The organism is Pseudomonas fluorescens, from assembly GCF_902497895.1.
Taxonomy (GTDB): domain Bacteria; phylum Pseudomonadota; class Gammaproteobacteria; order Pseudomonadales; family Pseudomonadaceae; genus Aquipseudomonas; species Aquipseudomonas fluorescens_BP.
In genome coordinates this window covers 53206-68499 of record NZ_CABVHQ010000014.1, presented here as the reverse complement: position 1 = coordinate 68499, position 15294 = coordinate 53206, and the positions used below count along the sequence as shown (strand labels likewise).

Here is a 15294-nt window from a genome sequence, read left to right as displayed (position 1 = left end):
AAGTGAATGAACCGGCTTATGCCGACAGTGGTTTGAAGGTCAGGGCCAGACCGTTCATGCAGTAGCGCAGACCGGTCGGCTTGGGCCCATCGTCGAAGACATGCCCCAGATGGCCGCCGCAACGTCGACAGTGGACCTCTTCGCGCACCACCCCGAATGAGCGGTCCTGACGAGTCGCGACCGCATTGTCCAACGGTGCCCAGAAACTCGGCCAGCCGGTGTGGCTGTCGAATTTGGTGCTCGATGAAAACAGCGCCAGGTCGCAGCCGGCGCAGGCGAACACACCTTCACGGTGTTCGTTGTTCAGCGGGCTGGTATAGGCGCGTTCGGTGCCTTCCTTGCGCAGAATGTCGTACTGCTCGGCGCTGAGCAGCGCCCGCCATTGCGCATCGGTATGAGTGACCTCGAAGGTCTCGCTGGCACTGGCATCGCTGACCAGGGCCGGACTTGCCGTCCACCTGGGCAGCACGCCGATGGCCAGTGCCGCTACGCCCAGCCCGCCGCCCGCTATCAGGAACTGTCGCCGAGAAAACATGGCTCTCTCCAAAAAATCGCAGTGTGTTGCGTTGGATACAGCCTAGGCTGGTGGTGGTCGCCAAATCCTCACGCCAAGTTAAACAATTCGTGATAACTCGGCCCCGTGAAAACCCGCACAATAAGAACATTGCCCAGCGCAGGATCGAGTTCCGATGGATCAGCCCAAACGTGTCCTGGTGGTCGAGGACGATATGCACATCGCCGACCTGATCGCGCTGCATCTGCGCGATGAACAGTTCGAGGTGGTGCACAGCGCCGACGGTAATGAAGGCCTGCGCCTACTGGAGCAAGGCGGCTGGGACGCGCTGATCCTCGATCTGATGCTGCCGGGTGTCGACGGACTGGAAATCTGCCGCCGTGCCCGTGCCATGGCGCGCTACACACCGATCATCATCACCAGCGCACGCTCGAGCGAACTGCACCGCATTCTCGGTCTGGAGCTGGGGGCCGACGACTATCTGGCCAAACCCTTTTCGATGCTCGAGCTGGTAGCGCGGGTCAAGGCGCTGCTGCGACGGGTCGATGCGATGGCGCGCAACCTGAAAATGGACGCCGGCAGCCTGATGGCCGACGGGCTGTTTATCGACCCGCTGACCCGCGACGTCTCCCTCGACGGCCGGCGCCTGGACCTCACGCCGCGCGAGTTCGACCTGCTGTATTTCTTCGCTCGCCAGCCAGGCAAAGTGTTCTCGCGCATGGACCTGCTCAACGCCGTGTGGGGGTACAGCCACGAAGGCTATGAACACACGGTCAACACCCATATCAACCGCCTGCGGGCCAAGATCGAAACCGATCCGGCGCAACCGGTGCGCATCCTTACGGTGTGGGGCCGTGGCTATAAATTCGCCTCAAAGGAGGATCAGTCATGAGGCTGACCCTCACCCAGCGCCTGTCGGTGGTGTTCGCCCTGCTGTTGCTGGTGTGCTGCGGCACTTCGGTGTGGATGCAAGTGCGCTCCAACAAGATGCACGAACTGGAAGTGGTGCAAGGGCTGTCCCGCGACCTGGCCCGACACATTGCCCGCGACACCCAACTGATGGACGCCAACGGCTTGAAGCCGGACGCCGTGCGCCAGTTGTTCAGCCAACTGATGCTGGTCAACCCCAGCGTCGAGGTCTATCTGCTCGACGCCAACGGCCGCATCGTCGGCAATGCCGCGCCCGAGGGTCGCTTGCGCCGCGACAAGGTCGATCTGGCGCCGGTGCAGCGGCTGATCAATGGCGAGGCCTTGCCGATCCTCGGCGAGGATCCGCGCAGTGTCGACGGGCGCAAGGTCTTCAGCGCCGCGCCGCTGCAGGTCAACGGCCAGCAGGCCGGCTACCTCTACGTGGTGCTGCTCAGCGAGGAACACGATCGTTTTGCCGAACGCGGCGCAACCAGCGCGGCCCTCAACACTGCGCTCTGGTCGATTGGCCTGGTGGCGCTGTTGTGCCTGATCGCCGGCCTCACGGCCTTTGCCCTGATCACCCGGCCTCTACGCCGGTTGACCGAGACTGTCGCGCATTTCGATATCGACGGTGCCCCGGTGGTCCCGCCCTCGCCGCCCGCATCAGACACAGCGCAAACAGCCAGCCATGACGAAATCGCCACGCTCGACGCGGCGTTCCGCCAAATGCAGACCCGCCTCGGTGAGCAATGGCGCTCACTGACGCGCCAGGATCAGGAGCGTCGGGAACTGGTGGCAAATATCTCCCACGATCTGCGTACGCCGCTGGCGTCGTTGCATGGGTATCTGGAAACCCTGTCACTCAAGGACGCCACGCTCACGTCTGCCGACCGGCGCCGCTACCTGGGCATCGCCCTTGATCAGAGCCGCAAGGTGAGCGGTCTGGCGCAGGCGCTGCTGGATCTGGTGCGGCTGGAACATGGTTTCGTGCAACCGGTGCTGGAGCGGTTTTCCCTGACCGATCTGGTGCAGGACGTGTTCCAGAAATTCGAGCTGACAGCCGAGGCGCGGCAGATCACCTTGAAAGCCACCTTCGCCCCCAGCGGGTCAGCGGTGTGTGCCGATCTCGGCCTGATCGAACGGGTCCTGACCAACCTGCTGGACAACGCCCTGCGGCATACGCCGCTCGGTGGCGAAGTCGAAGTCAGTCTTGTGCCCCAGGGGGCCTTCGTCGAAGTGACCCTCAGCGACAGCGGCCCGGGCATCGCCGACGAACTGCGCGAAGGCTTGTTTCTGCGCCCGTTCAACATCGGCGGCGCCCGGCGTGATGGAGGGCTGGGCTTGCGCATCGTGCACCGGATCCTGCAACTGCATGGTCGCGAGATCCAGCTGATCGATGTTCCCGGCCAGGGCGCGACCTTTCGCTTCTCGCTGCCGGTGGATGAGGAAATGGCGGCGCAGCTGGCGATTCGCTCGATGAATCTGAATTCGCCAGGGAAGTAAGCGCGATCTCGCGCCGGGCACAAAACCTGTGGCGAGGGGGCTTGCCCCCGTTCGGCTGCGCAGCAGTCGTGAAACCGGCTGACGCGTTCTGTCTGAAGAATCACCATGGCCGGGTTTGGGGTCGCTGCGCAACCCAACGGGGGCAAGCCCCCTCGCCACAATTGATCACCAGGCTTGGGATCTTCGTTGATTTTCCGGCATGGGCAACCCCTCTCCGTACCTCTTCCACCGGGCCGCTGGATGACCTGCGCCTGGCCGACGGGGTGCGCCTGGACGCGATCCTCACGCAACAAAGCACCCTGGAAGCGGCGGTGAAAAAGAACTACCCGCTCAAGGCTGTTGATGGCAGCGTGGTGTTCTACGAACCGCTGGCGATTGCCATCGACAAGGGTGACCCGGAGTTGAAAGCCAGTCTGGGCGAAGTCATCGGCGCCATGCACAAGGATGGGACCCTGACTAAACTCTCTAACAAGTGGTATGGGGTCGATTATTCGACGGTGAAATAATCGGGTGGCCGGGGGAGTTTCAATAATTCCCCGGCCTTTGTGTTGAGGCTTGAATCGCCAAGATCGCAGCCTGCGGCAGCTCCTACAGGATAACTATGCCCTTTCCAAAAACCTGGTATTCCCAGACCTCGCTCCCGCGCGAGACCAGAGCCGAACTGCTGACCGATGCAGAATGCGATGTGTGCATCATCGGCGCCGGTATCGCCGGTTTGACCGCGGCACTGGAGCTGACCCGACGCGGTAAACGGGTGATCGTCCTTGAAACGCACCAGATCGGCTGGGGTGCCTCCGGGCGCAACGGCGGCGTGGTTTCTCCTGGCTGGGCGCAGGGAACCGACGCCATTCGGAAAAAGCTCGGGCTGGAGCGTGCCAAGGCCTTGTTCCAGATGTCGGTGGAGGGGCTGAACATTGTCAAAAGCAATATTGCCGAACTCGCACTACAGGGCTGCGACCCGTCGCCCGGGACGATTCAGGTCAAACGCTACGACGACCACGCAGCGGTGAAGAACTACGTCGAGAGCATGCAACGCGACTTCGGTTATCCATTGAATTTCCTCGATACCGAGCAGGTACGGGCACTGGCCCACACCGAAAAGTACTTTCAGGGCATCGAAGATCCACAGGCCATGCACTTCCATCCGCTGAATTATTGCCTGGGGCTGGCCAATGCCATCGAAAGCGCCCACGGGCGGATTTTCGAACACTCGAAAATGCTCGCCTGGCGCCCTGAAGGTGCCATTAAAACGGTACAGACCACCCTCGCCAGTGTGCGCTGCAAGGACCTGATCTTCTGCGCCGGCGGTTACGGTGGCAACGAACTGCAGAAGTTGAGCCGCGCCTATCTGCCAATCGCCACCTATGTGGTGCTGACCGAACACCTGGGCGCCTCGATCAAAGACATCCTGAACTCCAGCGCGGCCTTTTCCGATGACCGCCGCGCCTCGGATTACTACCGGGTGGTCGAGGGCGACCGCTTGCTGTGGGGCGGCCGTATCACCACCCGCAACGAACAGAACGAGCAAGCCCTGGCCAGCATGCTCAAACACGACATGGTCTCGGTGTATCCCCAGCTGGCATCGGCGAAGATTGAATTGGCCTGGTCCGGGCTGATGGGGTATTCAACCAACAAAATGCCAAATCTGGGCCTGCTTGAACCGGGCGTCTGGGCCTGTACTTCGTTTGGCGGCCACGGGTTGAACACCGGATCCATCGGTGGCCGGGTGATTGCCGAGGCGGTCTGCGGCGAGAGCGACCGCTATCAACTGTTCAAACCCTACCTGCTGGACTGGAACGGGGGCCCGTTCGGATTGCTCGCGGCCAATGCCATCTATCAATCGTTGAAGGTCATGGACTTTGTGCAGGAGCGTCTGCGTAATCGCTGAGGGCTGTGGTTACTGAATGCAGGTCAGTCAAGACGACCACGCGCCGCACTACTCTGGGTCCTGAAAATCGCCACTGCAGCATGGTTCCTTGACGCCGCCGCACAGCCGCGCTGAAAATGCCCGGCGCTTTTCCTGTCTCAAACCCTGTTAAACGAAGTAGTGAAATTTCAATGCCTGATTCCAACACCGATGAATCCGTAATCAGCTTGTCGTCCAAAGCCGAATACGAAAACGCCATCAATCTTTCGCAGCATGTGCCGCAGGCCAAGACCATCAGTGAAATGGTGCTCGATGCTTTCCACACATCGAAGGAAAGCGACCAGATTCGTGAGTTACGCAATGCGATTCGCCACGCCCATGACCAGTTTGACGACGACAAAGCCTACGACCTGATGGGCGAGCTGAAACAGCTCAAAGACGCAGAGGCCGCCGACAGCGCCGCGCTGGAGGACTTGAGCACGAAATTCTCCATCAGCCGGATCCTTTCCTGCTTCAAGGACGACCCTGAATTCCAGGAGTTGGTGTACGGCCTGGCGCTAAAAGTGCTGAACCACACCCACCAGGCGGTGAAGGATCCAGCCGGCGGCAAAACCAAAACCGCTCGCGCCAAGAAAGAAGTCGAAGTGTTCTCCATCAGCAAGGACGGCATGAGCGTCACCCTGCCCCTGCGCACGCCCCGCTCCAAGCCGAACGTAGACCGTGAAGCCTTCGAATTCCTCGGCTTTGCGTTCATCGGCGAAGGTGATCAGGCCGAGCTGGAAACCGAGACTTTCATCGACAACGAAGGCACCGAACAGCCGGTTACCCGCAAAAGTATCATCGCAGCCCTGCAGCAGCAGAGCGCGTTCGACGGTTACAGCATCGCTGCGCAGTAACATCAAAAGATCGCAGCCTGCGGCAGCTCCTACGCCGACCGAGTACACCTGTGAAATTGCAGGAACACGCGGTCCTGTAGGAGCTGCCGCAGGCTGCGATCTTCTGCTTTTAGCGACCTAAAAAAAGCCCCGCTCTTCACATCGAAGGCGGGGCTTTTTTTACAGCGTCAGACACTCAAGGCGCGTACGTCAGCAGTAGCTCACTCGGCACTTGGAAGTCCAGGGACATCATCACGCTCAAAGCGGTGATGGTGAAGATCGAGAACACGAACAGCTTGCGCGCCCAGACTCGGTCATCCACTGCCTTGTAGCCGGTCCAGGCCATGTACAGCCAGTACATGCCCATGGCGGCGGCGACGGCGAGGTAGCTCATGCCGGCGTAGCCGCTGAAGGTCAGCATCAAGGTCGCGATGAGGAACGCCAGGATGTAGAGCAGGATGTGCTTCTTCGCCACTTCAATCCCGCGCTTCACCGGCAGCACCGGGATCGATGCGGCCAGGTAATCGTTGAAGCGGAAGATCGCGATGGCGTAGGAATGCGGCATCTGCCACAGGCTGAACATCACCAACAACGTCAGCGCGGCCATGTCGAAGCTGTTCGTCACAGCCACGTAGCCAATCACCGGAGGCATAGCCCCCGACAGGCTGCCCACCAGCGTGCCGTGAACCGACTTGCGCTTGAGGTACAGGCTGTAGAAGCCGACGTAGATGACAAAACCGATCACCGCGAACAAAGCGGCCAACGGGTTGGCCACCTTGTACAACAGTGCAACGCCGAAAACACCCAGGACGGTTGCAAAAGCTAGTGCCAGTTTCAGGGAGATCAGGCCCTGGACCAGCACGCGGTTTTTGGTGCGTTCCATCTTCAGGTCGATGTCGCGGTCGATGCAGTTGTTGAACACGCAACCGGATGCCACCACCAGCGAAGTACCGATCATCGCGGCCAGGAAAATGGCGATGTCGACATGCCCTTTCGAGGCCAGGAAGAACCCGCCTGCCACTGAAAGCACGTTACCGAAAATGATCCCCGGTTTGGTGATTTGGATAAAGTGCTTAAAGGACATCCGGAGTTCCTCAGTGCGCCATCATGTTGGAGTGGATGCTGAACATGATCCACAACGACAGGCCGACCAACAGGACGATCACCAGGGCAGCGAAGACAAACGCGATCACGTTGTTACGCTGGGCGGCGGAGCGGTCCAGATGGAGGAAGTACACCAGGTGCACCAGCACCTGGATCACGGCGAAGGCCAGGACGATCCACAGGGTCACGTCTTTGGGCAGCGACGGGTACATCACCAGGCCGAACGGAATGACGGTCAGGATCACCGACAGGATGAAGCCGATAGCGTAGGACTTGACGCTGCCGTGGCCGGCGTCATGGCCAGCGTGGGAATGTGCTGCGTTAGCCATTTACATAGTCCCCATCAGATAAACAACCGTGAATACGCAGATCCACACAACGTCCAGGAAGTGCCAGAACAGGCTCAGGCAGCTCAAACGGGTTTTGTTGGTCGCCGTCAGGCCGTTTTTCTGCACCTGATACATCATGATCGCCATCCAGATCAGACCGCTGGTCACGTGCAGACCGTGGGTCCCGACCAAGGTGAAGAACCCGGACAGGAAGCCGCTACGGCTAGGGCCGAAGCCTTCGGCGATCAGTACGTGGAACTCGTTGATCTCCATGCCGATAAAGCCGGCGCCGAACAGGAAAGTCATGCCCAGCCAGCCCAATACCTGGTTCTTCTTGCCCTTGAACAACGCCAGCATGGCGAAGCCGTAAGTGATCGAACTGAACAGCAGCAGAGCGGTTTCGCCCAGCACGTACGGCAGCTCGAAGATGTCGTGGCCCGACGGACCACCCGCTACGTTGTTAACCAGTACCGCGTACACCGCGAAGATCGACGCAAACAGAATGCAGTCGGTCATCAGGTAGAGCCAGAAACCGAATACGGTTATCTCGCCCGAGTCGTGGTGGTGGTCATCGTGCCCATGGTCCAGACCATGGGCGTGTCCAACATTGGTCACTAAGTTCGACATGGTTTAAGCCTGTTCCAACGAGGTTTCAACACGGGTGGCGGTGGCCGGAATCGCTTTGGCCGCTACCAGACGCTTGTGCTGCTCGGCTTCGATGCGTTCGATTGTTTCAACCGGCACCATGTAGCCCTGGTCATCACGAGCAGCGTGGATCACGAAGTACACAACAGTGCCGACCAGACCGAAGATGGCCAGCCACCAGATGTGCCAGATCATCGCGAAACCGAACACCGTCAACAGAGCCCCCATGACCACACCGGTCGCGGTGTTGTTTGGCATGTGGATCGGTTCGTAACGGTTTGGCGCCTTGTACGCAGTACCGTTTTCCTTGGCCTCGGTGAACGGGTCGATGCAGTCGGCTTTCGGCAACACGGCAAAGTTGTAGAACGGTGGTGGCGACGAGGTCGACCATTCCAGCGTGTGAGCATTCCACGGGTCGCCGTGTTCGCACGCGTTCTGCGGCAACTTGCGATCACGCACACTGACGTAGAGCTGGATCAGCTGGCAGGCGATACCGATGGCGATCATGACCGCACCGAACAACGCAACGTACAGGTAAGGCACCCACTCAGGGTTGGTGCTGGAGTTCAGACGACGGGTCATGCCCATGAAGCCCAGGACATAGAGCGGCATGAACGCAACGAAGAAGCCGGTGATCCAGAACCAGAACGCTGCCTTGCCCCAACCTTCGTGCAGCTTGAAGCCGAACGCTTTAGGGAAGTAGAAGCTGAAGCCGGCGATGTAACCGAATACCGCGCCGCCAATGATCACGTTGTGGAAGTGAGCGATCACGAACAGGCTGTTGTGCAGTACGAAGTCGGCACCCGGGATGGCCAGCAGTACGCCGGTCATGCCGCCGATGGCGAAGGTCACCATGAAGCCCAGGGTCCACAGCACCTGACTGGTGAAACGCAGACGGCCCTGGTAGATGGTGAACAGCCAGTTGAATAGCTTCACCCCCGTCGGGATCGAAATCAGCATCGTCGCCAGACCAAAGAAGGCGTTGACGCTGGCACCCGAACCCATGGTGAAGAAGTGGTGCAGCCAGACCATGAAGCCGAGGATCGAGATCGCGCCGCTGGCGTAGATCATCGAGTGGTGGCCGAACAGTTTCTTGCCGGTGAAGGTCGAGATGACTTCGGAGAAGATCCCGAACGCCGGCAGAATCAGGATGTACACCTCGGGGTGACCCCAGGCCCAGAACAGGTTGACGTACATCATCGGATTGCCACCAAGTTCATTGGTGAAAATGTGGAAATCCATGTAACGGTCAAGCGTCAGCAGTGCCAGAGTAGCGGTCAGGATCGGGAACGAAGCCACGATCAGGACGTTGGCCCAGGTGCAGGTCCAGGTGAAGATCGGCATGTCCATCAGCTTCATGCCCGGGGTACGCATTTTCAGCACGGTGGCCAGGAAGTTGACCCCCGTCAGCGTCGTACCTAGCCCGGATAGCTGTAGCGCCCAGATGTAGTAATCCATCCCGACGCCCGGACTGTATTGCAGCCCCGACAGCGGCGGATAGGCAACCCAGCCAGTCTTGGCGAATTCGCCAACGCCCAGGGACAGGTTGATCAGCACCACGCCGGACACCAGCAACCAGAAGCTCAGGGAGTTGAGGAACGGGTAGGCCACGTCACGCGCGCCGATCTGCAGCGGCACTGCAAGGTTCATCAGGCCGGTGAAGAAAGGCATCGCCATGAAGATGATCATGATCACACCGTGAGCGGTGAAGATCTGGTCATAGTGTTCAGGTGGCAGGTAGCCAGGTGAACCTTCGGTGGCCATGGCCAACTGGGTACGCATCATGATGGCGTCGGCAAAACCACGCAGCAGCATGATCATGGCGACGACTATGTACATCACGCCGATTTTTTTGTGATCGACCGAAGTCAGCCACTCGGTCCACAGATAGGTCCACTTCTTGAAGTAGGTGATTGCAGCAAATACCGCCAGACCACCGAGCGCGATCATGGCAATGGTCACCATCACGATCGGCTCGTGGAACGGGACCGCTTCCCAACTTAATTTACCTAACATCGATTACTCCTCTGCCCCGGCAGCTGAATGCGAACTCATGTCCATCCCTTCCATATGGGCCACTGCTTTGTCTTTCTTCTCGTGGTGCATCGGCTTGCCCGGTTTCATGCCTTCGTACTTATCGACGATGGTCTGGAACAGGTTCGGCGTGAACGAGGAGTAGAGCTCGACAGGGTTGTTCTGGCTTGGTTTGGAAAGGGCTTCGTATTCAGCTTTTTCAAGCTGTTTAGGTGCCTTCTTGACATCACTGACCCAGGCATCGAAATCCGCCTGAGAGGTGGCGATTGCTTTGAACTTCATGCCAGTGAAACCCGCGCCGCTGTAGTTGGCGGAGATACCGTCGAGTTCGGCGTTCTGGTTGGCAATCAGGTGCAGCTTGGTCTGCATGCCCGCCATCGCGTAGATCTGGCCGCCCAGGCCCGGGATGAAGAACGAGTTCATCACAGTGTCGGAGGTGACCTTGAAGTTGATCGGCGTGTTAGCCGGGAACACGATCTTGTTGACGGTGGCGATGCCCTGTTCCGGGTAGATGAACAGCCACTTCCAGTCCATGGCGACCACTTCGATGGTGATCGGCTTGACGTCGGACTCCAGCGGACGATACGGGTCCAGTGCGTGGGTCGACTCGTAGGTGATGTAGCCCAGGGCAATGATGATCAGCACCGGAATGGTCCAGATCGCGATTTCGATCTTGGTGGAGTGCGACCACTTCGGGGTATAGACGGCATCTTTGTTGGAAGCGCGGTATTTCCAGGCGAACAGGAAGGTCATGAAGATGACCGGTACGACGACCAACAGCATCAGCAGCGTTGCGGTGATGATCAGGTTTCGCTCGTCCAGGCCGACCTGGCCCTTGGGATCGAGCAAGGTCATGTTGCAACCACTCAGCAACAACGTGCCGAGCAGCGGCAATAAGCCTAGGAATCTGGGGTACCTGTTTTTACTCATCTCACGACCTCTAAAGCAGCTTGCGCAATGCAGTTGGGTTTTGATCGCCAACACTTCACCCTGCCAAGGGTTGGCATTTTTCTTGGATTGAATAAGGGCCTGCCCGAAGCGCTGAGCGCTGATCGACAAATCCCGGGCTAGCGGTGAGTCTTATTCGAATTCTGGGTCAAAGGCCTTTTTACAGACCAATTCCATTTGGTGCGGAAAGCTGGAAGGTGCCGACACCTGGGGTCCTATGGAGCAAGCAAATCGCTCCTCGACCGCACTCGTATGCCCAGGGATGAGCAGCGTCGGAAATTCAGTGCCGGCGATTGTAGATATGTAACGTTTCAGAAACCATGTCTCATCTCGAAATAATTAATATCGGATTCGGCAACAATCGCTAAATATTATTGCAGCAGCGAAAAAGCGTATCAATTTTCATTCTCAATAATAACCTCGAGAAATGTAGGCCTAAGCTGCTCATTTCAGACAGTTTTTTTCTTACCAATGGTTTCTTGATCCGTCCGAAGGCCAATTGAACCAAGGCCTCAGGCGATTCGCCGGAATCTGTTAAATCTGCATGATGGGACTTTGCGACTATTGGAAAATAGACTGTGTTGCGCCGCCAATCAGCTCAATCCTGAAGCACGGATTCAAGCTGGGGAAATGTTTTGCCACACCTTGCATGTGACAACGTGTCGCACATGTGCAGCGCATTTCCTTGCGCCAAATCATGTTCTTTTTCCAATTCCCTGAAATGCAAAACGCCCCGGCCCTCACAAGGAGGACCCGGGGCGTTTTGATGTCACTCACCGATGAGGCTTAACGGATGCTCCTGCGGTTGCGGGAAACGCCCAACGGCACCAGCACGATAGTCAGTACAAAGGCCACCAGCGCCCACTGCGCCAGGGACAGGCCCAGCACCGGCGGGTAAGGCGTCGAACAGAAACCGTCGACCTGAAAGCCCAGCGGGAAGACCGACGCCAATGGCAGGCTATCAACGATTGGCTGCAGCACATCGATACCGCAACTGACCGTCGGGTAGAACTGGGTATACACGTGATGCCCGGCGACCGCGGCACCGGCGATGGCGCTGAGCACCACCAGCCCTTCGAGCACGGTAATGCTGCGTCGGCTGCGCATTGCCGCACCGATAAAAGCGAAGATCGCGATCAGCAACAGGGCATAGCGCTGCAGAATACACAGCGGGCAAGGCGCCTCGCCCAATGCCACCTGCATGTACAGCGCGCCGCCGATCAGCGCCAGGCAGATCAGGCCGAGCAAGACCAGGAATCGTCGCTCGCGTCCCAAACGCAGTGTTTCGTCAATCATCCCCGTATCCCTTTGCTGAAGTGGTGGTAGTCATCGATAGGCTAGTTTACCGCGCGACGGCAGTGTGGTGGTTTAACAGGAGGGAATTAACGGGCAGGGGCATTAACGGGGGATTAAGCTGGAGAGGTGTGTTGAAGCGGATGACGCTATCGCGAGCAAGCCCGCTCCCACACTTGACCGCGTCCAGACACAAATTCTGTGTACGACGCAGTGCTAATAATGTGGGAGCGGGCTTGCTCGCGATGGACTCAAGGGAGGCGAGTTTACTCAGAAAAACACGCGTTATCGTTAACGTCCTTCGCGAGCAAGCTCGCTCCTACAAGGCAGCAGCCGGGCCGAAGAACTCATAACGGCTTTGCTTCTCCGGAACGCCCAACGCCTTGAGGTGACGTTTGACCGCGCCCATAAATCCTTTGGGACCGAGGAAATAGGCGTCAAGATCGCGCTCTTCAGGCAGCCAATCGGCAAGCTGCTCCTCGCTCAACAGCCCAACCTGGTCCGCCGCCGGGCTGACGCCGTCATCTTCGGCGTAGCAGTAGAAGCGCTTGAGTTGCGGGTGACGCTCGGCGAGGCCATCGACCCAATCCCGGAAGGCGTGAACGCCACCATTACGCGCGCAGTGAATGAAGTGCACCGGGCGCTTGCTCGCCAGTGCCGCTTCCAGCATCGGCAAGGTCGGCGTGATACCGACTCCGCCGCTGATCAGCACCAGCGGCTTGTCGCTGGCAGTCAGGGTGAACTCGCCGGCCGGTGGAAACAGCATGATGCTCGCGCCGACATGCAACTGGTCGTGCAGGAAGTTCGAGGCACGGCCACCGTCTTCGCGCTTGACGCTGATGCGGTATTGACCGGCATCTGCCAGGGCCGACAACGAATAGTTACGACGAATTTCTTCACCCTCAAGCACAAGCTTCATGCCGATGTACTGGCCAGGTTCCGCCGCGAGAATCGGGCCTTTGTCCGCCGGTTCAAAGTAAAAGGAGGTAATTTCCGAACTCTCCTCGACCCGCGCAACCAGTTTGAACGCCCGCTCACCGCGCCAGCCGCCCGGTGCCTGGGCCTTCTGGTCGTAGATCGCGGTTTCGGCACCGATCAGGATCTCGGCCAACTGGTTATAGGCCGCGCCCCAGGCACTCATGACTTCAGGAGTGGCAATTTCGCTGCCAAGTACTTCAGAGATGGCCCGCAACAGACAGCTGCCGACAATCGGGTAGTGTTCAGGAAGAATTTGCAGGGCAACGTGCTTGTTGATGATCTTCGCCACCAGATCGCCAAGCTGGTCCAGCTGGTCGATATGCCGCGCATACATCAATACGCCATTGGCCAGTGCCCGCGGCTGATCGCCGCTGCTCTGGTGGGCCTGGTTGAACAGTGGGCGCACTTCAGGGTATTCGGAAAGCATCATGCGATAGAAGTGAGTGATCAACGCTTCACCACCACTTTCCAGCAGCGGGACGGTCGATTTGACGATGGCACGGTCTTGAACGCTAAGCATAGAGTGTCTCCTGAGCTTTTATGATAACTAGCTGATTGCCCCTTACGTATCAGTATTCGTGCCAACAATTAAAGCCATATAAATCAATTGCTTGATAAATGTGTAGTCATATCGACAACCATTATCTATAGTCATCCTGACCACATGGAGTCAATATGACTGCGAAATCCCTGCTCACCACCCTGCTCCCCCTGGTTTCCGACCTGTCCCGTGAGTTGCCGGAGGGTGAGCGCTATCGACGCCTGCTCGAAGCCATGCGCGAACTGCTGCCCTGCGACGCCGCCGCTTTGCTGCGGCTCGACGGAGAATGGCTGGTCCCCCTGGCGGTGGACGGCCTCAGCCCGGACACCCTGGGCCGCCGTTTCAAGGTCAGCGAACATCCGCGCTTCGCGGCTTTGCTCAGCACCCCGGGACCGACCCGTTTCGCCAGTGACAGCAGCTTGCCCGATCCCTATGACGGGTTGGTGGACGGCCTCGACGAACACCTGGAAGTCCACGACTGCATGGGTTGCCCGCTGTTTATCGATGAACGTCCCTGGGGTCTGCTGACCCTCGATGCGCTGGACCCACAGCGTCGCGAACCCATCGAACTGGATGCCCTGCAGGCCTTCGCCAGCCTCGCCGCCGCAACGGTGAATGCCGCCGAGCGCATCGAGCGCCTGGCCCTGCGCGTTGAAGACGAACATCAACGGGCCGAGGTCTACCGCCAGGCCAGCGGCCAGCAAAACCGCGAAATGATCGGCCAAAGCAAAACCCACAAACGCCTGATCGAAGAGATCAAGCTGGTCGGCGGCAGCGATCTGACGGTGCTGATCACCGGTGAAACCGGGGTCGGCAAGGAGCTGGTGGCTCAGGCGATTCATGCCGCCTCGGCACGCGCCGACAAACCGATCATCAGCCTCAACTGCGCCGCCCTGCCAGAGACCCTGGTGGAAAGCGAACTGTTCGGCCATGTGCGCGGCGCCTTCACCGGGGCGATGAACGACCGCCGCGGCAAGTTCGAACTGGCCAACGGCGGCACGCTGTTTCTCGATGAGGTCGGCGAGTTATCCCTGACGGTGCAGGCCAAGTTGCTACGGGTTCTGCAAAGCGGCCAGTTACAACGCCTGGGCTCGGACAAGGAGCATCAGGTCGATGTGCGCCTGATCGCCGCGACCAACCGCGATCTGGCCGAAGAAGTGCGCAGCGGTCGCTACCGGGCCGATTTCTACCATCGCCTGAGCGTTTATCCGCTGCTGGTCCCGGCGCTGCGCGATCGCGGTCGGGATGTATTGCTGCTCAGCGGTTTCTTCCTGGAGCAGAACCGCTCGCGCATGGGCCTTAACAGCTTGCGCCTGACCAGCGATGCCCAGACGGCGCTGCTGGCTTATGCCTGGCCGGGGAATGTCCGTGAACTCGAACACTTGATTGGTCGCAGTTCGCTGAAGGCGCTGGGCAATTGCAAGGAGCGACCGAAGATTCTCAGCCTCAGTGCGGCGGATCTGGATTTGCCGAATGTCACGGTGCAGGTGCCCGCACCAGTACCTGCCGGTGCTCCCGAGGTTATGCTCGACGTCGCCGGGGATCTGCGCCAGGCCACCGAGAACTACCAGCGCCAGCTGATCACTGCCTGCCTTGAGCGCCATCAGCACAACTGGGCAAGCGCCGCCCGTGAGCTAGGCCTGGACAGGGCGAATCTTGGACGGATGGCCAAGCGGTTGGGGATGAAGTGATCGCACGCCGAACACATCATTGTGGCGAGGGCTTGTGTGGCGAGGGGGCTTGCCCCCGCTCGG

At 59.1% G+C, this 15294-nt stretch carries 14 protein-coding genes; 6 read left to right on the top strand and 8 right to left on the bottom strand.

Annotated features, from left to right (window positions below):
- Positions 1-16: 16 nt before the first annotated feature.
- Positions 17-535, bottom strand: a complete 519-nt coding sequence (gene msrB / locus F8N21_RS09675) for a peptide-methionine (R)-S-oxide reductase MsrB (RefSeq protein WP_150641912.1) — start codon at positions 533-535, stop codon at positions 17-19.
- A gap of 154 nt (positions 536-689) precedes the next feature.
- Here msrB and F8N21_RS09670 point away from each other — a divergent pair, with 154 nt between their 5' ends.
- The 5 genes from F8N21_RS09670 (at position 690) to F8N21_RS09645 (ending at position 5689) form a co-directional block, all read left to right on the top strand.
- Positions 690-1406 (top strand): response regulator transcription factor, encoded by a 717-nt coding sequence (locus tag F8N21_RS09670; protein ID WP_150641911.1) that lies wholly within the window; start codon positions 690-692, stop codon positions 1404-1406.
- Positions 1403-2926: an ATP-binding protein gene (locus F8N21_RS09665; protein WP_150641910.1), complete on the top strand. Its 1524-nt coding sequence runs from the start codon at positions 1403-1405 to the stop codon at positions 2924-2926. Before F8N21_RS09670 ends, F8N21_RS09665 begins: the two co-directional genes overlap by 4 nt.
- Before the next feature lie 68 nt (positions 2927-2994).
- On the top strand, positions 2995-3432 hold the full coding sequence (locus F8N21_RS30795) for a transporter substrate-binding domain-containing protein (protein WP_224788190.1): 438 nt from the start codon (positions 2995-2997) through the stop codon (positions 3430-3432).
- Between the two features lie 95 nt (positions 3433-3527).
- Positions 3528-4814 (top strand): NAD(P)/FAD-dependent oxidoreductase, encoded by a 1287-nt coding sequence (locus F8N21_RS09650; RefSeq protein WP_150641909.1) that lies wholly within the window; start codon positions 3528-3530, stop codon positions 4812-4814.
- A gap of 170 nt (positions 4815-4984) precedes the next feature.
- Entirely contained in the window at positions 4985-5689 is a 705-nt protein-coding gene (locus tag F8N21_RS09645; protein WP_150641908.1) for a hypothetical protein, read from the top strand.
- A 175-nt stretch (positions 5690-5864) separates the two neighbouring features.
- Here F8N21_RS09645 and cyoE read toward each other — a convergent pair whose 3' ends face one another.
- The 7 genes from cyoE to hmpA form a co-directional block, all read right to left on the bottom strand.
- A complete protein-coding gene (gene cyoE, locus F8N21_RS09640; protein WP_150641907.1) occupies positions 5865-6752 on the bottom strand; it encodes a heme o synthase in 888 nt (295 codons plus the stop codon).
- Positions 6753-6762: 10 nt separating this feature from the next.
- Positions 6763-7101, bottom strand: a complete 339-nt coding sequence (cyoD, locus tag F8N21_RS09635) for a cytochrome o ubiquinol oxidase subunit IV (RefSeq protein ID WP_150641906.1) — start codon at positions 7099-7101, stop codon at positions 6763-6765.
- Positions 7102-7728 carry a cytochrome o ubiquinol oxidase subunit III gene (locus F8N21_RS09630; RefSeq protein WP_150641905.1) on the bottom strand — a complete coding sequence of 209 codons (627 nt, stop codon included), beginning with the start codon at positions 7726-7728 and terminating at the stop codon, positions 7102-7104.
- Positions 7729-7731: 3 nt separating this feature from the next.
- Positions 7732-9762, bottom strand: coding sequence for a cytochrome o ubiquinol oxidase subunit I (gene cyoB / locus F8N21_RS09625; RefSeq protein ID WP_150641904.1), 2031 nt, complete (start codon positions 9760-9762; stop codon positions 7732-7734).
- A 3-nt stretch (positions 9763-9765) separates the two neighbouring features.
- Positions 9766-10710, bottom strand: coding sequence for a ubiquinol oxidase subunit II (gene cyoA, locus F8N21_RS09620; protein WP_150641903.1), 945 nt, complete (start codon positions 10708-10710; stop codon positions 9766-9768).
- 804 nt (positions 10711-11514) lie between these two features.
- Positions 11515-12024, bottom strand: a complete 510-nt coding sequence (locus F8N21_RS09610) for a disulfide bond formation protein B (protein WP_150641902.1) — start codon at positions 12022-12024, stop codon at positions 11515-11517.
- 316 nt (positions 12025-12340) lie between these two features.
- A complete protein-coding gene (gene hmpA / locus F8N21_RS09605; RefSeq protein ID WP_150641901.1) occupies positions 12341-13519 on the bottom strand; it encodes an NO-inducible flavohemoprotein in 1179 nt (392 codons plus the stop codon).
- A gap of 155 nt (positions 13520-13674) precedes the next feature.
- Between hmpA and norR the strand changes: the two genes are divergently transcribed.
- On the top strand, positions 13675-15231 hold the full coding sequence (norR, locus tag F8N21_RS09600) for a nitric oxide reductase transcriptional regulator NorR (protein WP_150641900.1): 1557 nt from the start codon (positions 13675-13677) through the stop codon (positions 15229-15231).
- Positions 15232-15294: the final 63 nt, after the last annotated feature.